The organism is Synechococcus sp. RS9902 (assembly GCF_014279635.1).
Lineage (GTDB): Bacteria > Cyanobacteriota > Cyanobacteriia > PCC-6307 > Cyanobiaceae > Parasynechococcus.
In genome coordinates this window covers 1,302,323-1,323,098 of the sequence record NZ_CP047949.1, presented here as the reverse complement: position 1 = coordinate 1,323,098, position 20,776 = coordinate 1,302,323, and the positions used below count along the sequence as shown (strand labels likewise).

Here is a 20,776-nt window from a genome sequence, read left to right as displayed (position 1 = left end):
ACGTTTTGAGTCCTCGCCGCTCAAAAGTTCAATCCACCTTTGGGCAGGTTATCGACCCTGAAGCTGGAGCAACCACTGCTGCTGAGATCGAATCACATCGCCGTAACCGGGTCGGGCGACAGGCACCACAGCAGGAATCACAGGAGCCGGCCTCACAGATGCTGGCCTCGCAGCTGCAGGTTTCACAACAACAGGCTTGGCTTCAGGTGGAGGAGGAGCGGTCTTCGGCCCCACCATGCGGGATTTACTGTCCGCGATTTTGACCTGGGCGTCCCGCTGTTGTTGCTTGCGGCGATGAAGCATGGCCAGCTGCTGAACGGGAACCACACTGAGGAGATGGCCTGGGGTGGCATCAGCCGGATAAACCAAGCTCACCTTCACTGCCTTGCGCGTTCCAGGAACCAGGTTGAGATCAGCCAGGGCCAGGCTCTCCCCTGAGCGCATGCCCACGTGAACCTCTTGAAGGGTCCGGTCCTGACGAATCTGCAGCGATCCACGGAAGGCTGTGAACGTCTTCTTGCCAGACACAACCGGATGACTGAGCACCAGTTGATGGGGCCCTGCACCAGCCACATTGAGGGTCACGTCGTAGCGAACCCCATAGGTGCCGACGTTGTTCAAAGCGGAATCAACCATCCGTGTGGTCAACGGATTGACCTGAACATCGCTGGTGCCGAAGTGATGCCGCTTCGTGCTGGTCAGGGGCACGTGGAGTGGCCCCTGGTTGAGGTCATGGCTGATCTCAGCTTTGTAGGCATCTCCCAGGGCAACGCCGGCCACCCTGGAAAAAACACGACCCAGCTGGATCTCGCGAATCCGGTTGAGATAAATCCTTCCCGGTGCCAGTCGCCCCGACTGCAGCACCGCGAACAGATCGGCATCCTGTGCTGATTGCTCGGCGGCAACGACAGCCATCGTGAAAGGACCATTGCTGCGTCCCCTCAGCAGCCCGTTGGCGATGCCACGGGCAGGGAGCACCGTGCGCACCACAACCCTCTGCCCTCCTGCCGGAATCACGACCTGTTCGGGTAATTTCCGGTCCAGTTCACCGCGCAGCAGTTGAACGGCGGTGGCATCGCCTGGCCCTGTGTTCCAAGGACGCTTCCCAAGGGGTTTGACCCCCATCAAACGACCCGGGTGATATGGCGCTTCAAAACTGTTTTTGACGGAGCCTCGATCGAACTTCAGTGTGATCGGGCTTGACCCGGGATTCGTCGCGATCAGTGCCAGGGTCATCAAGCCTCTGGATCGACGCCCCCCCAACTTGACTTGGTCTTTGGGGTAGTACTTGTGATGCATATGAACGCCGAACTCACCGTTGAAGGTGTGGGCGGCATTGCGAAGCGGCTGGTTCGACTCCGCAGTGATGGCTGAGCCCGCAGCCGTGTTCACCAGGATTCCGGGCCCGGTGACGATCTCCGGTTGATTGGAATGAAGAACCGGAACATTGTTGAAGGTGCCGTTGAGAGGTCGTGCCTTTTGACCTGCCATGAGCGCGACGTAGGCCTCAGCGTTGCGCTGAGGCACGCACTCAAAACCCGCAAGCGAGACGCAGGTCAAGACCAAGATTTGGATTTGCCTGAGACTCATGCGGCTTGCTGTTGTGGTGTTCGGAGCAACGTCGACACCACGATGTGGATGCTCTCAATTCACAACGTAGTTCCACCTTCTGAGACAGCCAACAGATTGATGAGTCACACCGTGCCTGAAAATCGGTCAGCATGGGCTCAGCGTCGACGCTGAAATGCTTCCTCCGTTCTGCTGTAGCCCCAGCACCGATCACACAAGCCTGCGTCGCCAGCATCAGGAACGGAAGTTGTCGATGCTGCGGTTCTGGCGTGATGGTGCTGAACGGCAGCTGTCGGCCCTGAATGCCGCCATCAAAACTCTTCAGGAACAGATGGATCGCGATGCTCAGGCGTCCGGCTGAGCGGCGTTCAACTGCTTTGCGATGGTGTTGAGGCCGCGTTTCACGCGCCTCTGAACTGTCATCGCTGAAACCCCAAGCAGTCGCGCTGTCTTCCTCAGACTCATCCCATCAATGACGACCATCTGCAGCGCACATTGGTCGTCGTTTTCAAGGTTGCGGAAGAGCTTGTTCACCCTGCAGGTCTCTGAGCGTTCGACCAGATCCATCCCTTGCGCTGTGTCGTCGAGAACGTCGTCGTTGAATTCCACCCAGTGCTGCTTGCTGCGGTAGTGGTCAACCACGAGGGCATCGGCTGGGCTCAGAGCAGAGCCCTCCGAACTGCGCATCATCTGCATGGCCCGTTCTTCAACGGCCCTGGGGAGTCGTATCAATCCGACTCTGTCGCGAAGGAAGTGGAGAATCGCTCCCCGAATGTGCGGTTTGGCGAAGCTTGGAAAGGGAGCCCCCCGCTGGGCGTCGTAGCGGTTGTAGGCCTTGATCCAGGCCAAGGCACCCCACTTGCAGGAGATCGTCGCTTTCTAGGCCTGTCTGTTGGGCGTAATGACGGGCAATGGGTTGAACCAGATGCAGGTTGTCCTGAATTTGACGGTTCCGACGCTTGAGGCAGGTCTTGTCCAATGGATGGTTGTGAGTTGCATCTCCAGCCTTGGCAGAGAGAAGCAAGTCAAGACATCCGTGCCATCACCGAACTTTTCAGTCCTGCGTGTCAACAACAGCTTGAAGCAGGGCCTCCGGTCCAGAACGATGAATCCACTCTCGATCGGAGACTTCGGTGCTCAATAAGGATCCGGCGAAGCCGAGGGCGTTGACACTGAAGCCTCGAATTCCCTCCCTGCTGCGGCGAACCATGGCCATCCACTGCCGTGTGATCAGCAGGTTGTAAGCCCCTCGAGGACATTCATCGGTGCAGGGGTGCCCCAGACCGAGGTCTTCAGCTAGGGCGAGATACAACGCTTGAAGCATTTCACCCGTCAGGGTTGAACTGATCGCTGCGACCCGTGCACTGCGCAACAGAGGATCCTGAGCAGACGTGGTTGTGCCAGCCGCACAGCAACGGAACCAATCGTCCCGAGCACAGATCCGCTCCCCTTCTGACCGCGGTAACAACTGCAGATGTCGATGGGGCTGACTGGCGCCGGCATCAGGCCCGCTGTTGAAGAACCACAGCCCCGTCGTCGTGGCATCAATCCTGGCGAGGGAGTGCCAATCCTCCAGGGACAACCAACCGGTCTGGGGTTGCCAGTCCTGGGTGATGAGCAACATGTGGGAGGTCTGAACGGGATATTTGTTCAGGATTACGACGTGGGATTCACCGATCCGGTCAACCTCCAGACGTTGGTCCCAGGGAAGAAACGGATTTGGCTTTGGACCCGATGCTCGAAGGTGTTTTGGTGTGGCGCTGAGGAGGTGGCGCAACTCAAAGCGACAGCCTCTTTCACCGACCAGATGGCTCAATGAGGTGTCGAGCGGAACAAGAGCTCCGGATGCGGTCGATGCAACCGTGACCTCCATCGCTTTTCGAAGCAGTTCACTGTTCATGCCATGTCAACCGTGCCAGCGAAGCTCCTGCGTAGTACCTGCCGAGAATGGCATTGAAGGGGAGTCCCTGATGGGCAAGTTGCTGTGCCCCTGATTGACTCATGCTGGCGCCGAGATGGCCATGGGTTTCAGCACTCACCTGCGCATCTGACGCATAAAGGCTTTCCACAATGCCGCCGCTGTAGCTCAGGATGATCCCGCGGGTTTCCCGTGTTGCTGAACGACTGGCCGGGGTGGTGCTTTGCTCCCCTGCAAATACCTGCCAACGGGTTGTATCCCCCAGGTGATACGCCGTCGTTGCCGGTCGGGCGAGATGGGCCATCGCATAGGAGCGGGCTGCAACGGCTTGCGCCTTGAGAGCTTCCCCATGCCAACTGCTGGGCATTTCGGCGCCAACCACTGAGGCCACGTAGGTCTCCAGATCAAGCGAGACCACCGGCAGCCAATCACCTTGGCCTTTCAGCAGTGATACATCGCCTTGATAATGCTGCTGGTTGATCTGAACAGGTCCACCGGAGCAATGAATCTCACGCTGAGGTGAGGAAGCGATCCTCTTCATCAGCTCTTGGGCAGGGATCACATCGCCGTGCTGGTGGCGACAGCGCACCTTGGGTCCGGGTCGGAAGGCGGTGATAGGGCTCTGGCTGACCAAACCGACGCGGATCTCCAGGGGCACATGGTCAGCACCAGGCGGCACCTTTGGAACCACGCTCGAACCAACGGTTGAATCGTGATCGAGCAGATCAGCCAAGCTTGATCTGAGCTGATCAGGCCGCTGTGAGAGCGGCCGAGCCAACCAGCCGATCAAAGCCGCCATGAAAAGACTTCCGATCGCGGCCGGGAGCCAGAAATGACAGCGCATCGGCACCAGAACTGCTGTCAGAGCCACCAGCCGATGATGCCTGATTTCCGCTAGACGGTCTCCTCTTCGCAGCAAGTTCACATGGTCGAAGAAGCTCCGACCACTTGGGCTGGCTTGGCTCTGGTGGTTGGCCCCGGCGGCATCGGAGCGGCGGTGGCATCAGAACTGAAGCGCACCTGCCCTGATCTGAAAGTGCTGACCGCTGGACGTCATGGACCTCCGGCCTCCTCACTGCAACTGGACCTCCAAAACGACAGTGATCTGGATGGTCTGAGCTCAAGCCTGCGAGCCCAGGGGCTACCCCTGCGTTTGGTGTTCAACTGCAGCGGCCGTCTGCATGGTCCTGGGCTTCAACCGGAAAAACGTCTTCAACAGATCGATCGTTCTCAGTTGGAGGAGCAATTCGGCATCAACGCCATGGCACCGATCCTGCTGGCCAAGGCGATCGAGCCCTTGCTGCAGCGGGATCAACCCTTTCATTTCGCCAGCCTCAGTGCTCGCGTGGGAAGCATCGGCGACAACCGCACTGGGGGCTGGTATGGCTACAGGGCGGCCAAGGCGGCTCAGAACCAGCTGCTGCGCTGCCTGAGCATTGAATGGGCCCGCCGCTGGCCATTGGCCACCGTGAGCCTGTTGCATCCGGGTACGACCGACACAGCCCTGTCTCGTCCGTTCCAGAGCTTCGTGGCTCCGGACAAACTTTTCACTCCAGAACGGGCTGCGCGTCAGTTGGTTGAAGTGTTGGTGCAACAGACCCCGGAACAATCAGGAGCTTTTCTCGCCTGGGACGGTCAGTCGATCGATTGGTGAGCATGCTGCTTCAGCTGGTCAAGGCTGACAACCGTCAGGGCTGTGTCTTCCGTGGCCTCCAAGCGCACCAGCGGTGCGACGCCATCGTCGTAGGCCTGTTTCCAGCGCGGTGCACAGACGCACCAGTGATCCCCTGGTTTCAAGCCCGGGAACTGAAACGCGGGCATCGGTGTGCTCAGGTCATTGCCCTGGGCCTTGCTGTAACTGAGAAATTGCTCGGTCATCACGCAGCAGATGCTGTGCTGGCCGAGATCCGATGGATCGGTTTGGCAGAGACCATTGCGATACCAACCCGTCATCGGTTCACAACTGCAACTCTCCAGTGGGTCGCCAAGAACGTTCCTGGCCGGCGGAAATTCGGGGCTGCTGCTGGACATCTGAGCGCTCGTTTGAGGGGGAGTCTGCCCAAGGACTGGCACATTTTGACTTCAGACGGTTGACGAACCCCTGGGGGAGCGGGTTAAAGGTCATTCAGTCATGTCCACTCGATGGATTGGGAGTTCACTGAAGACGCTGCTTTTCTGGCGCTCTGCGATGCGTTTCGCGAGAGCGGTGAAAGCTCGGCGATCGAGTTCCTTGCCAATGGAGAGGGAGCCTTTCATTTCCAGGACCTGGCCCAGAACGCCGCTGGCGAAGGCCTTGATCTGAGCGAGTCAAGTGCCCTGGAATCGTTCCAGCAAGAGGTGATCGACACGATGGAGAAGCTCTGCCAGGACTGAGCCCGGCAGAGGGTGCTTCTCCGTCAGCAGAAGATCATCCGTAGAAGAAAGCGATCTCCTTGTCCTTCAGACCGTCCCATCCGGCCTCAAGGAGCCTTTTATTGAGCGTTTCCTGGTCGAAATGCTTGGCTCCGGTCTTGACCACCCGGTTGCGCATCGATTTCAGAACACCACTGCGGGCGCGCTGACTTTCCAGATCCATCACCTGGTTGTAAAGGGCGAGCATCGCTTCAGGGATTGGACTTCCATCAAGATCCACACCAGCTTTGATGGCGGCATCAACACCATCCGGTCCGGCAATGGCCATGGTGAACACAAACAGGGCGCCTCAGGCTATGGGACGCCCCTCAGGGCTCAGGCGCTGAAGTAACGGGCCTGCGAGTGCAGCGCCACCAATGCTGTGGTGCTCTGCTCCGGTTCGAGCTGGTCGCTGGCGTCCATGCTCAAGCCGATCCGCTCAGCTCCGAGCCAGTCCAGCTGCTGCCTGGAGTCGGCCACATTCGGGCAGGCGGGGTAGCCGAAGGAGTAACGGCTGCCGCGGTACCGCTGCGCCAGCACATCCCGCAGGGGCATCCCAGCTGGATCTGCGAAACCGAGTTCCGAGCGAATCCGTGCGTGCACCCATTCGGCCATCGCTTCGGCCATCTGAACCGCCAGGCCATGGAAGTACAGGTAATCGCTGTAGCGATCGCCCTTGAACAGCTCCTGCGCCACCACAGAGGCCTTCTGGCCCATGGTCACGGCCTGCATCGGCAGCACGTCGGTTGGGCGTCCCTCAGCGTCCAGATCGTTGAAGAAATCGGCAATGCAGTAGCGGTTGCCAGACCGTTGACGGGGAAGCTCAAAAGAGCCGAGTTCCAGCGTGCTATCGGCATCAAACACCCGAAGGGTGTTGCCATCGCGTCCCGCAGGGAAGTAGCCATACACCGCCCGGGGGGTCAACAGTGACTCGTTGATGCAGCGCTGCATCCACTCCTGCAACACCGGCTCTGCCTTCTCCTGAAGCATCGCCTCGTAGTCGTCCCGACTCTGCTCCTTGGTTTTGCGGAGCATCCACTGGCCAGCGAAGAGGGCATTGCGATCGAGGTAGTGGAAGACCTCGGCAATGTCGATGTCGGCCTCAGTGATCACCGCAGAGCCGAGGAAGGGCGGCACCGGTGCGGTTTCAGCGGGGACGGCGTCGGATCGATTTGAGCTCACCGGCGGCAGATCCGCAGCCGGAGCATCCGATGCGGAGGTGGATGTCTCCTCAGCGCTCTCGGAGGTTGTCGACTCTTCATCCAGGCCAACCCCCTGGGGAGCATCAGCCAGGAAGCCCTTGGTGTTGGTCCAGTTGTCGCTGCGCTTCGCATCCATCAACGCATCCATGAAGCGCAGATCAGCGAAGGCATCACGGCCGTAGATCACCTTGCCGTCGTAAACCTCACGACAGTCCTTCTGAACGAAGCGTGGGGTCAGTGCCGCACCGCCGAGGATCACAGGAACATCAATGCCCGCATCGTTGAAGGCCTGGAGGTTGTCTTTCATGAAGGCCGTGGACTTCACCAGCAGACCGCTCATGGCGATGCAATCGGCCTGATGTTCACGTTGGGCCTCAACGATGGCTTCACAGCTCTGCTTGATGCCCAGATTGATCACCTCATAACCGTTGTTGGTGAGGATGATGTCCACCAGGTTCTTGCCGATGTCGTGGACATCGCCCTTCACCGTGGCGATCAGGAACTTGCCCTTGCTTGTGCTCTCGCCCTCGCTTTTCTCCATATGCGGCTCGAGGTGAGCCACGGCGGATTTCATCGTCTCGGCGCTTTGCAGCACGAAGGGGAGCTGCATCTGGCCACTGCCGAACAATTCACCCACCACCTTCATGCCATCCAGAAGGAAGGTGTTGATGATCTGCAGAGGGTGGTAGGTCTGCAACGCCTCATCCAGGGAGGGCTCCAGGCCGATGCGCTCACCATCAATGATGTGCTGCTTGAGCCGTTCCTCAATCGGCAGATCCGCCAGCGAGGGGCCTGAAGCACGGGCTTCCTTGGTGCTCACTCCCTCAAAAAGCTTGGTGAGTTCGGTGAGCGGGTCGTAAACGCAGATGCCGTCCTCGAAACGGCGGTTGTCATTGATCAGATCACGACACACCTTCTGGTGGTCGTCGCTGATCTTGATCAGCGGGAGGATCTTGGCGGGGCTGACGATGGCCGAATCCATGCCGGCTTCACAGCAGTCGTGAAGGAAAACCGAATTGAGGGTGATCCGGGCCGCCGGTGACAGGCCGAAACTCACATTGCTGACCCCGAGCACCACGTGCACGCCGGGGAGGTTCTCCCGGATCATCCGAATGGCATCCACGGTGGCGCGACCATTCAGCCGGTCTTCCTCAATGCCAGTGGAGATGGGAAGGGCCAGGGGGTCGTAGAAGATCTCGTGGGCAGGGATGCCGAACTCGAGGGCATCGCGATAGGCCCGCTGGGCGATGGCGAACTTCTTCTCGGCCGTTCTGGCCATCCCGTCCTCATCGATCGTGCCGACCACCACAGCGGCGCCGTAGCGGCGGGCCAGCTCCAGAACCTTGAAGAAGCGCTCGTCACCGTCTTCGTAGTTGGTGGAGTTGAGAATGCATTTCCCCCCAGCCACCTTCAGGCCCGCCTCCATCTTCTGCCACTCGGTGGAATCGAGCATCAGGGGCAGGTTGACGTTGGTGACCAGTCGGCTCACCAGCTCGTGCATGTCCCGTTCGCCATCGCGACCGACGTAGTCGACGTTCACGTCGAGCACGTGAGCGTTTTCCTTCACCTGGCCGCGGGCCACCGACACCAGCCCGTCCCAGTCTTCCTCCGCCAGCAGTTCGCGCACCTTGCGACTGCCACTGGCATTGAGCCGCTCACCAATGATCAGGAAAGAATTGTCCTGGTGGTAGGGCGTAACGCCATAGATCGATGAGGCTGCGGGCTCGTAATTGAGGCTGGGGCGCACATCCTCCGCGCTGGCACGATCCCAGCGGGAGGGGCGTTCAGCCGGCTTGAGCTCCTGCGCCAGTTCCGCAAGGCTACCGATGTGGGCGGGAGTGGTGCCGCAGCATCCACCGATCACCTGAACGCCGAGGTCTTCAACGAAGTGCATCAGCTGCATCTTCAGCTCCACCGGGGTGAGGCGGTAATGGGCCACCCCGCCAACGTTTTCCGGCAGTCCGGCGTTGGGAATGCAGCTGACGGTGAAGGGGGAATGCTCAGAGAGGTAGCGAATGTGCTCCTTCATCTGCTCCGGACCTGTGGCGCAGTTCAGGCCGAGGATGTCGATCGGGAATGGCTCAAGGATCGACACCACAGCGGCGATGTCCGTGCCGACGAGCATGGTGCCCGTGGTTTCCATCGTGACGGAGACCATCAGGGCCCGCCGCTCACCGGTGGCGGCAAAGGCCTCTTCAATGCCCTGGAGTGCTGCCTTGATCTGCAGCACGTCCTGACAGGTTTCGACGATGAACAGGTCGACGTTGCCGGCGATCAGTCCCTCAGCCTGCTCGCGGAACGAATCCCGCATCGTGTCGAAATCGATGTGGCCAAGGGTGGGCAGCTTGGTGGTGGGCCCCATGGAGCCCGCCACGAAACGTGGCTTCTCAGGGGTGCTGAATTCATCAGCCATTTCCCGGGCCAGCTCGGCTGCCCGCTTGTTCAGCTCAAAGGCCTTGTCTTCCAGGCCATATTCCGCCAACACAATTGATGCAGCGCCGAAGGTATCGGTTTCGATGACATCGCAGCCCACCTCGAGGAACTGGCGATGCACTGCTTTGACTGCATCCGGCTTGGTGACCGCCAGATTCTCGTTGCAACCCTCCAGGTCAGGACCACCGAAATCATCCGCCGTGAGCCCAAGCCCCTGAAGGCTGGTGCCCGTAGCACCGTCGAACACGAGCACAGGACGCTGTGGCCCATGCAGATACTCGAGGAATGCAGAGGTGGTGGCTTTCCGATCTGCCTGCGTCACCACCATCCATGCACCCTCGTGGAAGCACCGATCTTAAGAAAAGCTCAGGGCGAACTTCAGGCGGTTGATTTAGGAGATCGGAATGCGGGTCACCCAGTGCTCATAGGCGGGATCCCGTCCTTCGGTGATCGCCACGAGCTTGGCCTTCAGGGCATCCATCACAGGACGCTTGGCGTTCAGCACAGTTGATTCGATCTGACGGATCGGCGTCACCTTGGCGGCCGTGCCGGACAGGAACACTTCATCGGCGATGAACAACTCGGTTTTGTCCACCGGACGTTCAATCACAGGGATGTCCATCGCTTTGGCCAGCTCAATCACGCTGGCGCGGGTGATGCCCTCAAGGATGTCCTGATCAACTCCAGGCGTGATCAGCTGGCCATCACGCACCAGGAACAGGTTCATGCCGCTGGCTTCACTGATCTTGCCGCGACTGTTCAACAGCAAGGCTTCGTCGAAACCGCTTTGTACGGCTTCCGTCTTGGCCAGGGAACTGGTGATGTAAGCACCAGAGATCTTGCCGCGCAGCGGCAGGGAGCGGTCCTCCTGGCGGGTCCAGCTGCTGATCCTGCAGCTCACCCCCTCCGGAGACAGGTAATCCCCCAGGGGGAGTCCGTAAATCAGGAAGTCGGTCTCGATGTTGTGCAGGCGCGGGGCGATGCCCAGATCGCTGGTGTAAACAAAGGGCCGCAGATAGATCGGCTGATCAGGCTTGTTGGCCTGGAGCATTGCCGTGAGAGCCGAGAGGATCGTGTCCTCACTCAGATCCGTGAGCAGCAACCGGGCGCTTTGGCTGAGACGCCGGGCGTGCCGATCAGCACGGAACAACAGCATGGTGTTGCTGTTCTGGGGATCGGGAATGGCGCGCATGCCGCCGAAGGCACCGGTGCCGTAGTGCAGGGCATGGGTGGCAATGGAGATCCTGGCCTCCTCGAAGGGGACGCACTGGCCCTGGAACCAGGCATAGGGCAGGAACTGATGCATCACCGTGATGGATCCGATCGCTGAATCTTCTCACCACCGCGCACCGCAACACGGAGAATGGGGTCATGCATCGCCTTGCCACCTGTCCGGGTCTGGACCCACCGGAAGATGTGGTGCTCGTGGAGCAGCCGGGCGCGGATGTGCTGTTCCTCACTAGCGCAGGCACTGACATCAGCTGCCTGGACGCCAGTCTGCCGAGCAACCCGGTCTGGAACGAGCGGATCCGGGCGTTGCCCCTGAGCTGCCTGGAGCACCCAGCGCAACTGGACCACTACCTCAACACCACCGCCCAGGCGGCGCACTTGATCGTGGTGCGTCTGCTCGGCAGCCGCGGGCACTGGAGTTACGGCCTGGAGCAACTGCAGCGCTGGTGCAGCGAAGCGAAGCAGCGACAACTGATCGTCCTTGCCGGAACGGCTGATCAGAGCAACGAGCTGCATGGGTTGGGCTCCTGCAGCGCTGAACTGGCCGATCAGCTGTCGGCACTGTTGCGGGAAGGGGGCATCGACAACATGGGGCGGTTCCTTGGAGCTCTCGAGGCTCTGCTGGAGGGCACCCCCCCATCACCCGACAACGTTGCGGTGGTGCCTTGCCCCGATCCGATGCCCTGGGATTGGCGTGATGAACCAGGTGCCGCGGTGGGCGTGGTGCTCTATCGGGCCCTGTTTCAGGCCGGAGACCTTGGCCTGGCGGATGCACTCACGTCCGCCCTGCGGCGAGAGGGACTGCGGCCCTGTCTGCTCTGGGTCAGCAGCCTGAGAAACCCGGCGGTGCAGGCCGGCGTCCACGACCTGTTGAATCAGCAAAATGCTGAGCTGGTGATTGCGGGCACGTCCTTTGCCTCGGTGCAGACCGAACAGGCCGGCCTGGGCAGCCCTCTCTGGGATCGGCTCGATCGACCGGTGTTGCAGCTGCTCAGCAGCAGCCGCAGCCGGGCCCAGTGGCTTGAGAGCAACCAGGGGCTGAATCCGATGGATCTGTCGTTGCAGGTGGTGATGCCGGAGCTGGATGCTCGGATCACCACGCGGCCCTGCGGTTTTCGTGACCACCTGCAGACCACCGGCCCCCTGGCCACGGCCATTCCCTGCCTGCAGCCGGATCCATCTGGACTCGCGTGGCTGGCAGAGCACAGCCGTCGCTGGGTGGAGCTGCGACAGACCCCCTGTGCAAAGAGGCGCATCGCCATGGTGCTGGCCAACTATCCCGTGCGTGACGGTCGTGTGGCCAATGGCGTGGGCCTTGATACGCCAGACAGCACCGCGCGGATGCTCCACTGGCTGGCTGACGCCGGCCATGACCTCGGTTCGGGAGCCTTGCCGGATTCAGGCGATGGCTTGATGCAACAGCTGTTGTCCGGCCGCACCAATGCACCGGACGGACAGCACCGCCCAGCGCTGGATCATCTGCCCCTCACCACCTATCAGAAGTGGTGGGCCGGCGTTCCGGAAACGGCTCGTCGCTTGATCGAATCCCGTTGGGGACCTCCAGAAGCCGCCTGCGACCTGGATCCAAACAGGGGGTTTGCCATTCATGGCCTTCGCTTCGGGCATGTGGTGGTGCTGATCCAGCCGGATCGCGGCTACGACGCCGATCAGATCGCCGATCTCCACTCACCGGATCTGCCGCCACCGCACCGGTATCTGGCTCAGTACCTCTGGCTGCGCTGCGTGCATCAGACCCAGGTGATGCTGCATGTGGGCAAGCACGGCAGTGCGGAATGGCTGCCGGGCAAGTCGGTGGGGTTGAGCGATGCCTGCGGCCCCGAGCTGGCCCTGGGACCGATCCCTCACCTCTACCCCTTCATCGTCAACGACCCCGGCGAAGGATCTCAGGCCAAGCGACGGGGTCATGCCGTGGTGCTGGACCACCTCACACCGCCCTTGGGGCGTGCTGGATTGCACGGACCACTGCAACGGTTGGAGGGCCTGCTGGATGAACTGGTGGAGGTGAGGCAGCTGGGCGGCCAGCGGGCCCGGGTGCTGGAACAGGCAGTGCATTCCAGCCTGCTGTCCCTCAACTGGCCTGGAATCCCCAGCCAAGCGGAGATTCGCCGCCAACCGGAGCTGCTGGAGACCTGTCTGGATCAGGCCGAGACCTATCTCTGCGAGCTGAAGGAATCGCAGATCCGCACCGGCTTGCATCGGTTTGGTGTGGCGCCATCGACAGAAGCCGCCGATGAACTGCTGGTCGCCCTGGCTCGTCCCCCCCGGCAGGGGCAGCCCGGCTTGCTGCAGGCCATGGCCCTGCAGGCAGAACTGGGCTTTGATCCCTGGCAGCAGGACGAAGGCGACAAGCTCTCGGAGGCGGATCAGGCCCGACTGAGCTTGCTGGGTTGCGCGAACTGCCGACGGGTGGGGGATGGTTGCGCCTGGCTGGAACAGCAGGCCCAGTTGTTGATCCGATGGATCATCCATGGGGAACAGGGCGACGGACTGGCTGAACCGTTCCAGACCTGGAGCCGAAAGGATCCCTGCCTGCAGAACCTGCACGACGACCTCTGGCCCCGCTTGAACGGTTGTGCCTCAGCTGAAAAAGAGGCCTTCCTGCGGGGTATTCAGGGGCAGCGCATCGCTGCGGGACCCTCAGGAGCACCGAGTCGTGGTCGCCCCGATGTGTTGCCCACCGGCCGCAATTTTTATTCCGTCGATCTGCGGGGCTTGCCCACGGAAGCCGCCTGGGATCTGGGGCGACGCTCGGCGGAGCAGTTGCTGGATCTCCATCTGCTTGAGCAGGGGGAACCGCTGCGCCATTTGGCGTTATCGGTATGGGGAACAGCAACGATGCGCAATGGCGGAGAAGACATCGCTCAGCTGCTGGCCCTCATTGGTGTTCGACCGGTCTGGGACGGCCCCACCCGAAGGATGGTGGACCTGGAGGTGATCCCAGCCCGTTTGCTGGGTCGTCCGCGGGTGGATGTGGTGCTTCGCATCTCCGGACTGTTTCGCGACGCCTTCCCCCAGTTGGTGGGCTGGGTGCATCAGGCCCAGTCGATGGTGGCGGCCCTCGATGAACCGGATGAACTGAATCCCCTGGCTGAACTCACCCGTCAAGGCGGGCCCCAGGGCCGCATTTATGGGTCCGCCCCCGGTGCCTACGGAGCCGGTCTGCAAGCCCTGATCGACAGTGGCGCCTGGGCTTCCCGAGCAGACCTGGGCCAGGCCTTTCTCAGTTGGAGCCAATGGTCGTACGACGGTGCCGCTGCCCCCAGCCTTGATCGATCCGGTCTCGAGCAGGCCCTGGGCAGGGTGCAGGTGGTGCTCCACAACCAGGACAACCGCGAACACGATCTGCTCGATTCCGACGACTACTACCAGTTCCAGGGTGGCCTTAGTGCAGCGGTGGAAGAGGTGTCAGGAGCACGGCCGCAGCTGTGGTTCGGAGACCATTCCCGCCCCGAACGGCCTCGCCTGCACCGGCTCGAAAAGGAACTCGACAAAGTGATGCGCAGCCGGATGCTCAACCCCCGCTGGATCGAGGGAATGATGCAGCACGGCTACAAGGGTGCCTTCGAGATGGGGGCCAGCCTTGACTACCTCTTTGCCTACGACGCTTCCACCGATCGCGTTCCCGATTGGTGTTACGGCGCGCTGTGTGAGCAGTGGCTCAGCCAGACGAAAATCCTCGACTTCCTCAAGGGGAGCAACCCCTGGGTGCTGAGGGACATGGCTGAACGGCTGCTGGAGGCCTCGAATCGAGGCCTATGGACGTCAGCAACGAAAGACCAGCTGCTTCACCTGCAACAGCTGGTGATCAGCAGCGAAGCCCAGATTGAACGGGGAGGCCCTATTTGTTGAGGTCGCGAACCATCTGACGGAACGGATCGATCGATCCAGGCTTGGAGGACGGCGCAGCGGAACCCTCCTTGGCCACCGGTTCCTTCTTCGGCTTCAACTCTTCTTTACGGCCGACGGGAGCAGCATCTGCGGGAGCAGGGGTGTTCACACCCGTGATGGCCGTGCCCTTGAGGCGCTTGCTCATCTCCTCGGTGCTCACCTGCGTAGCGAAGGTTTTCTTCACCGGTGTGGGAATGCCCGCGTTAAGGCTGATTGATTTTTCCTTCTTGACGACGCCGCCGAGGCCTTCGCTGCGCTTTTCAAGCTTCTCGGTTTCGGCAGCCACCTCCATGATCTGTTCCTTCGTTCCGGGGCTTGCAGCCGTGCCGGGGAAGGTTCGGCGAATCGTCTTCGACTCGCGCATGTAGTTCACATCCCCGAGGGAGGAGGAAGCGTCGGCATCAAGGAAAAACTCGGCCGGCTTCTCCTTTGCCGGCTTGCGCGGCTGAATCGTGGAGTCGGAATCTGCGGAATCCTTTTTCAGCAGACGATCCAAGAAGCCCATGTCGACTGGAACTGAGATGGAATGAACTTAGCGGCCGCAAAGGTCAATTCCATGGGTATCGGTGCCACACGTACGCAAAAGGCCAAGGTTGCTCAGCTGACGATCGATGGCCTCGCAGATCAACGGGCTGGCGGACCAGGTTGGTTGCATCTCGTAGTCGTACCAGGCCTCACCACCATCAAAACCAAGCCGGGCCGCCTCATCGATCAGCACGTCATGGCCCAGGCGGTAACGGGCGGGATGGGCCAACACTGCCAATCCACCGGCTTCATGGATGGCTTTCACCACAGCCTCAGCCCTTAGCGGTTCACCGACGACGGCATCACCACGGTTGTAGGGCTGGAGCGCAGGGTGGTTGAGCTCGAAGCCAAGGGCGAGCACATGAACGAGGCACCCCTTCAGCAGTGCACTGATTTCCATGCCGCTCCACACCGTGGGGACCTCAACACCACTGGCTCGCTGTTGATCCAGCCAGACCTGGATCTCCCGGTGGGCATGGCTGCTGTGGTGATCCGTCACCGCCAGGTGCTTGAGCCCCCGCTCGGTGGCCTGCTGGATGAGCTCGAGCGGGTCGAGGCTGCCGTCACTGCAGATGGTGTGGCAGTGGAAGTTGTGCGTGGTGGGACAGCTCGACGGTCCCACCTGTTTGAGCACGGCTTGGAGGGGGTGGGTCATCTCAACCCTCATCTCAGGCTTTGGCGGAGGCTTCGGCCCGCAGGCGGCGCCAACGGGCATAGAACTGAATCGACGCTGCCATGAACACCACAAGGGCGACGATGAACCAGGTCGCTGCGCTGGTGGGGAACTGCGTTTTGAACACCACCAGCATCACAACGATCACCAGCAGCAGCGTGGGCAGCTCATTCAGGGCGCGCAGCTGCTTGCCTGACCAGGCACAGGTTCCGGCGTGGAGTTGGCCCATCAGCCGATAACAAAACACGTGGTAAGCCAGCAGGGCCGCCACAAAAGCGAGCTTGGCGTGCATCCAGCCCTGCTGAAGCCAGGAGGGCTGCGCCAGCAGCAACCCGATGGCCATCGACACCGCCACAGCCATCCCGGGCGTGGTGATGATGTTTGCGAGCCGTTTCTCCATCAAGGTGTACTGATCGCGGAACGGCTGCTGCAGTTCCGGCGCCAGTTCCTCCGTTTCAACGTGATAGATGAACAAGCGCACCAGATAGAAGAGGCCCGCAAACCACACCACGACCCCAACGATGTGCAGGGTCTTGAACCAGAGGTAGGCCTCGGGCGAGAACGTCATCAACACAACTGATCTGGGGCGACCTTACGCAGGGTTCAGGTGAGCGCGTCAAGAAAATCGCTGGCTTGACGCTGATGGGCCAACAGAACCTCGGGAGCCATGCGATCCAGGTTGCGGGCCATCATCGCCAGCCGGTATTGGCGCCGGAAGAAGTCCTGATGGCGATGGATGAACGACCAGAACAAGCCATCCCAGGTGTCACACCACTCACCTTTGCGGTAATCCGACATCTTGCGCACGTAGTTCGAGCCGGAGAGATAGGGCTTGGTGGTGAAGATGCCGCCATCAGCGAACTGACTCATGCCATAGACGTTGGGAACCATCACCCAGTCGTAGGCATCCACGAACAGCTCCATGAACCAGGTGTAGATCCGGGTCGGATGGAATCCGCAGAGGAGCATCACATTGCCCAGGAGCATCAGGCGTTCGATGTGATGGCAATAGCCGGTCTCAAGGGCATGGCGGATGGCGTCATCGATCGGGGCCAGACCCGTGGATGCGGTGTAGAAAGCGGAAGGGATCGGTCGGTCGTCGAAGCCCCAGAAATTGCCGTTGCGCATCTCCACCCCATGGCGCCGGTACATCGCCGCCATGAACTCCCGCCAGCCGACGATCTGACGCAGAAATCCCTCCAAAGAATTGAGGGGGATGTCACCGGCTTCAGCCCGCTCCAGCGTTCGATCCAGCACCTGCTGTGGCGTGAGCAGACCGATGTTGAGCATCGGCGTGAGCACGCTGTGCCACATCACCTGGTGCTGCGTGCTGATCGCATCTTCGTAAGCGCCGAACTGGCGTAAGCGTTGTTCGAGGAATTGATCCAGCCAACGGGCTGCATCGCCATGGGTGACGGGGTAGTGGAACCCGTCCCAGCTGCCGATGCCGGTCACCCCCTCCCGAATGAGTTGCGTCCGGGCGGATTCAACGATGGCGTTCGCTGCGCTGGAGCGTTCGGCCGGGGGCTCTGGAACCAGGATTCCCTTCGGGAGCTTCTTGCGGTTGTCAGCATCGAAGCTCCAGCGGCCACCGACAGGACCACCATCAGGATCGATCAGCAGATCCAGCCGCTTGCGCTGCATCTCGTAGAAGCGACCCATGAGGGGCTTCTTGCCTGAGGCGAAATGGTCCTTGATGACGGCCTCTGGGGTCAGCAGCATCGGGGTGGCGACGATCTCCAGACCGCAGCCGTGGCGGGAGGCGAAGGCGGAGATCCGTTGGCTCTGAACATCGTCCACCGGATCCGCCAGATGAAAAGACCGGTAGCCCTGATCGAGCAGATCTCCGAGGATCTCAGCGGTGCTGGCCGCCTGCCCCTGCAGCACCCGCAACACGGTGAAGCCCTTGGCCTGAAGCATCTCGGCATAGGCATTCATCGAGGCCCGATGCAGAAGCAGGCGCTGCCGATGCACCTTGATCGGCCAGCGTGGATCAGTGCCGAACAGCAGCGGATCTTCGACCAGTGCCACGGCCCGTCCCGCCCGAAGCGCGGGATGGTGCTCAAACAGCTGATGGGGAAAAACGAGGCTGAGATCCACCGTCAGCTGTCCTCCCCAGCAAGACGGCAGGCGCGCCGACCCAGAGCGGTGGCATAGGCGCGATCCACGGGGCCATCCATGGGGCTCAGCTGGCCGGCACGGCAATTCATCACCACTTTTTCGCGATGGCCCTGCTGATCATTGAGCCGCAACACCAATTGCCAGTGGTTCTTGGCGCTGCGGGTGATGCCGTCGGCACACACAGGCCCGGTGCACAGCCCGGGAGACGCCCAGACCGGAGTGGCGAGAAGAAGCACTCCTGCCAGAGCCATGCAGAGATGACGGATCATGCGGAGAGTTCCTGAGGCTGCTCTTCTAAAGCAGCCCTGGCATCACCGTCGGTTCCGTCGTCGGAAGGATGGAAGAAATCGTGGATGTCGCGGGCCAGAGCCGGGCCGACGCCAGGGGCCTTGGACAGGGTCTCAACCGATGCCAGCTGGATGGCATCAATCGAATGGAAGTGAGCCAAAAGATCCTTGACCCGCTTGGGCCCAACCCCGGGGATGTCCGAGAGGCGTGAACGCTTCATCCGCTCACCACGCTGCTGGCGATGAAAGCTGACAGCGAAACGATGGGCTTCGTCTCGCAGGCGGCGAAGGAGCACAACTCCGAGCTGATCCGGTTCACTCTCCAGCGGCTGGCTTTCACCGGGGAGAAACACCTCCTCGCGCTGCTTGGCGAGGGAGCAGACGTTGAGATCCTCGTGTAGATCAAGCTCGCGCAGGGCCTCCATCACGGCAGAGAGCTGGCCCTTGCCACCGTCAATCATCACCACATCGGGCCAGTCGTTGAGGCCGTCGGTCTGCAGAGCACTGCCACATTTGTGACGCAAGGCAACCACATCCACCCCTTCCGCCTTCGCCCGGGCCCAGCGCCGAAAACGACGGCGCATGATTTCCGCCATCGCCATGAAGTCGTCGCTGTGGCCAGCGCGGATGCTGCTGCTGCGGATCTTGTACTTGCGGTAATGCTGTTTGGCGGGCAGTCCGTCGATGAACACAACTTGGGAAGCCACGGCATCACTGCCCTGGATGTGACTGATGTCGTAGCCCTCGATCCGCCGCGGCGGGGTGGGCAGCTCCAGCAGTTGCGCCAGATCCTCCGTGGCCAACGACTGCTTCTCCTGACCTTGCTTGGCGCGGAGCAACTCAAATTCCGCGTTGCGCTGCACCAGTTCGATCAGGTCGGCTTTCTGCTGGCGCTGCGGGCAGTGAATCTGCACCCGACGCTCGCGCTGTTCCGAGAGCCAGTCCTCCATCAATGTCTGCTGGGGCAGTGCGTGCTGCACCAACAGCTCGGGGGGCACCTCAACGGAATCCACCTGGCTGTAGTGCTCTTCAATCACCCGTTGCAGGATTAGGCCTGGTTCCAGACCTGAGGCGTCAGCGGTGTAGCCAAGACGTCCCACCAACTTCCCGGCGCGCATCTGAAACAGCTGCACGGCCGCCAAACGTTCATCGAAGGCAAGGGCCAGCACGTCCCGACTCACGGAGGAATCCGGCAGGCTCATCTTCTGGTCGGCGGTGAGCTGATCCAGCCCCTGAAGTTGATCCCGGACCCGGGCCGCCGACTCGTAGTCCATCCGCTCGGCATACCGCTCCATCTGCTCCTGAAGCAACTGCTGCAGTTCATCACTGCGGCCCTGGAACACCATCGCCACCTTGCGCAGGGTGCGGTGATAGTCCTCCGAGCTGATTTTTTCCTGGCAGACCCCCGGACAGCGCCCGATGCTGTAGTTGAGGCAGGTGCGGTCGGGGTACATCGGCCGGGGTCGTTGCCGCAGCGGGAACACACGCTTCACCAGAAACAGGGTGCGGCGCAGCAGGCCTACATCGACGTAGGGCCCGTAAAAACGATCCAATGGGCTGCGGAAGCGACGGCGACGGGTGATGAAAATCCGTGGGTAGGCCTCACTCCAGGTGATGCAGAGGTAGGGGTATTTCTTGTCGTCCTTCAGCAGCACGTTGAAGTGCGGCTGATGGTTCTTGATCAGGTTCGACTCGAGTACGAGGGCCTCCGCCTCGCTGTCGGTGACGATGAACTCAATCTCACAGACCTGGCGTGTCATCAGCCGGATCCGTGGCGACAGATCATGGCGGCTGCGGAAATAGCTGCGCACGCGGCTGCGCAACGCCTTCGACTTACCGACGTAAAGAATGCGGTCGTCGCCGTCCCGCATCAGATAGCAACCCGGCTCAGCGGGGATCTCCTTCAGGCGGCGTTCAAGACGCTCGGGCTGCGTCAGCAGCGGTGCACCGGAGGCGGCATCCACCAAGCCAGCTCAGCCGCCGTAATTCCAGCCGGTGCTGGCCAGGTTCAGGGCCTCGCCATCGGCGATCAGACGCGCCGTTTTCACTTCACCCACAAAAACTGTGTGGTCACCGTGCTTGATCGAGCCCACGAGTTCGCACTCCACACCACCGACGGCATCGGTGAGCAGGGGAAGACCAAGTTCGCCTTCCTCGAAGGGGGCCGCTTCAAAGCGACCACCAAGCGCCTTCTGGGGCTTGAAAAACACGGCTGCCAGATCTTTCTGATCGGCCCGCAGCACGTTCAGCGAGAACTTGCCGGTGGCCTCGATGATGGCGTGACTGCTGCTGTCAGCCCGAACACCCATCACCACCAATGGCGGTTCGAACGATCCCTGGGTCACCCAACTGGCCGTGAAACCGTTGACCTCATCGCCGTTGCGTACGCCGCAGATGAAGAGCCCGTGGGGGATCTTGCGAAGCAGGACCTTCTTGGCGTCGGCGTCGAGGCTCATGGCACGGATGCGTTGGTTGAAATCTAAACAGCGATCCACTGCATAGGATCCGCCCATCGCTG

At 61.1% G+C, this 20,776-nt stretch carries 19 protein-coding genes; 4 read left to right on the top strand and 15 right to left on the bottom strand.

What is annotated here, in order from left to right:
* Window positions 1-48 precede the first annotated feature (48 nt).
* Window positions 49-1,590: a DUF3370 family protein gene (locus SynRS9902_RS07275; RefSeq protein WP_186508549.1), complete on the bottom strand. Its 1,542-nt coding sequence runs from the start codon at window positions 1,588-1,590 to the stop codon at window positions 49-51.
* 154 nt (window positions 1,591-1,744) lie between these two features.
* On the opposite strand from SynRS9902_RS07275, the gene SynRS9902_RS07270 reads away from it, so the two are divergent.
* On the top strand, window positions 1,745-1,930 hold the full coding sequence (locus SynRS9902_RS07270; protein ID WP_114989156.1) for a hypothetical protein: 186 nt from the start codon (window positions 1,745-1,747) through the stop codon (window positions 1,928-1,930).
* Here SynRS9902_RS07270 and SynRS9902_RS07265 read toward each other — a convergent pair.
* The 3 genes from SynRS9902_RS07265 to SynRS9902_RS07255 all read right to left on the bottom strand — a co-directional run bounded on the left by SynRS9902_RS07265 (window position 1,915) and on the right by SynRS9902_RS07255 (window position 4,358).
* Window positions 1,915-2,418, bottom strand: a complete 504-nt coding sequence (locus tag SynRS9902_RS07265; RefSeq protein WP_186508547.1) for a sigma-70 family RNA polymerase sigma factor — start codon at window positions 2,416-2,418, stop codon at window positions 1,915-1,917. The two genes, SynRS9902_RS07270 and SynRS9902_RS07265, sit on opposite strands and share 16 nt — an antisense overlap.
* Before the next feature lie 205 nt (window positions 2,419-2,623).
* The gene (locus tag SynRS9902_RS07260; protein ID WP_255446062.1) at window positions 2,624-3,442 is read right to left on the bottom strand and encodes a DUF4922 domain-containing protein; all 819 of its coding nucleotides are present in this window, start codon (window positions 3,440-3,442) and stop codon (window positions 2,624-2,626) included.
* Between the two features lie 16 nt (window positions 3,443-3,458).
* Window positions 3,459-4,358, bottom strand: coding sequence for a SpoIID/LytB domain-containing protein (locus SynRS9902_RS07255; protein ID WP_255446061.1), 900 nt, complete (start codon window positions 4,356-4,358; stop codon window positions 3,459-3,461).
* 54 nt (window positions 4,359-4,412) lie between these two features.
* Between SynRS9902_RS07255 and SynRS9902_RS07250 the strand changes: the two genes are divergently transcribed.
* Window positions 4,413-5,141: an SDR family NAD(P)-dependent oxidoreductase gene (locus SynRS9902_RS07250; RefSeq protein WP_186508542.1), complete on the top strand. Its 729-nt coding sequence runs from the start codon at window positions 4,413-4,415 to the stop codon at window positions 5,139-5,141.
* Here SynRS9902_RS07250 and SynRS9902_RS07245 read toward each other — a convergent pair.
* A complete protein-coding gene (locus SynRS9902_RS07245; RefSeq protein ID WP_115082290.1) occupies window positions 5,123-5,518 on the bottom strand; it encodes a DUF2237 family protein in 396 nt (131 codons plus the stop codon). The genes SynRS9902_RS07250 and SynRS9902_RS07245 overlap by 19 nt on opposite strands.
* Window positions 5,519-5,629: 111 nt before the next feature.
* Between SynRS9902_RS07245 and SynRS9902_RS07240 the strand changes: the two genes are divergently transcribed.
* A complete protein-coding gene (locus SynRS9902_RS07240; RefSeq protein ID WP_006851429.1) occupies window positions 5,630-5,860 on the top strand; it encodes a hypothetical protein in 231 nt (76 codons plus the stop codon).
* A gap of 34 nt (window positions 5,861-5,894) precedes the next feature.
* On the opposite strand, the gene SynRS9902_RS07235 is transcribed toward SynRS9902_RS07240, so the two are convergent.
* From SynRS9902_RS07235 to SynRS9902_RS07225, 3 genes are all read right to left on the bottom strand, one after another.
* Complete coding sequence (locus SynRS9902_RS07235) at window positions 5,895-6,167, bottom strand: DUF4090 family protein (protein ID WP_186508540.1); 273 nt, start codon at window positions 6,165-6,167, stop codon at window positions 5,895-5,897.
* 47 nt (window positions 6,168-6,214) lie between these two features.
* Window positions 6,215-9,841, bottom strand: coding sequence for a methionine synthase (metH, locus tag SynRS9902_RS07230; RefSeq protein ID WP_186508538.1), 3,627 nt, complete (start codon window positions 9,839-9,841; stop codon window positions 6,215-6,217).
* A 63-nt stretch (window positions 9,842-9,904) separates the two neighbouring features.
* Complete coding sequence (locus tag SynRS9902_RS07225) at window positions 9,905-10,819, bottom strand: branched-chain amino acid transaminase (RefSeq protein ID WP_114989162.1); 915 nt, start codon at window positions 10,817-10,819, stop codon at window positions 9,905-9,907.
* 65 nt (window positions 10,820-10,884) lie between these two features.
* Between SynRS9902_RS07225 and cobN the strand changes: the two genes are divergently transcribed.
* Window positions 10,885-14,613 (top strand): cobaltochelatase subunit CobN, encoded by a 3,729-nt coding sequence (cobN, locus tag SynRS9902_RS07220; protein ID WP_186508537.1) that lies wholly within the window; start codon window positions 10,885-10,887, stop codon window positions 14,611-14,613.
* Here cobN and SynRS9902_RS07215 read toward each other — a convergent pair.
* From SynRS9902_RS07215 to SynRS9902_RS07185, 7 genes are read right to left on the bottom strand one after another with little or no spacing between them, the layout of a single operon-like run.
* Window positions 14,603-15,157, bottom strand: a complete 555-nt coding sequence (locus tag SynRS9902_RS07215; protein ID WP_186508535.1) for a hypothetical protein — start codon at window positions 15,155-15,157, stop codon at window positions 14,603-14,605. The two genes, cobN and SynRS9902_RS07215, sit on opposite strands and share 11 nt — an antisense overlap.
* A gap of 27 nt (window positions 15,158-15,184) precedes the next feature.
* Complete coding sequence (locus SynRS9902_RS07210; RefSeq protein WP_186508533.1) at window positions 15,185-15,832, bottom strand: PHP domain-containing protein; 648 nt, start codon at window positions 15,830-15,832, stop codon at window positions 15,185-15,187.
* A gap of 13 nt (window positions 15,833-15,845) precedes the next feature.
* Window positions 15,846-16,418: a protoporphyrinogen oxidase HemJ gene (hemJ, locus tag SynRS9902_RS07205; RefSeq protein ID WP_115023060.1), complete on the bottom strand. Its 573-nt coding sequence runs from the start codon at window positions 16,416-16,418 to the stop codon at window positions 15,846-15,848.
* A gap of 35 nt (window positions 16,419-16,453) precedes the next feature.
* Window positions 16,454-17,950 (bottom strand): cryptochrome/photolyase family protein, encoded by a 1,497-nt coding sequence (locus SynRS9902_RS07200; RefSeq protein WP_186508531.1) that lies wholly within the window; start codon window positions 17,948-17,950, stop codon window positions 16,454-16,456.
* A 2-nt stretch (window positions 17,951-17,952) separates the two neighbouring features.
* Window positions 17,953-18,240: a hypothetical protein gene (locus SynRS9902_RS07195; RefSeq protein WP_186508529.1), complete on the bottom strand. Its 288-nt coding sequence runs from the start codon at window positions 18,238-18,240 to the stop codon at window positions 17,953-17,955.
* Window positions 18,237-20,222: an excinuclease ABC subunit UvrC gene (gene uvrC, locus SynRS9902_RS07190; RefSeq protein WP_186508527.1), complete on the bottom strand. Its 1,986-nt coding sequence runs from the start codon at window positions 20,220-20,222 to the stop codon at window positions 18,237-18,239. The genes SynRS9902_RS07195 and uvrC overlap by 4 nt, the downstream gene beginning before the upstream one ends.
* Window positions 20,223-20,231: 9 nt before the next feature.
* Window positions 20,232-20,714 (bottom strand): flavin reductase family protein, encoded by a 483-nt coding sequence (locus tag SynRS9902_RS07185; protein WP_115009275.1) that lies wholly within the window; start codon window positions 20,712-20,714, stop codon window positions 20,232-20,234.
* Window positions 20,715-20,776 lie beyond the last annotated feature (62 nt).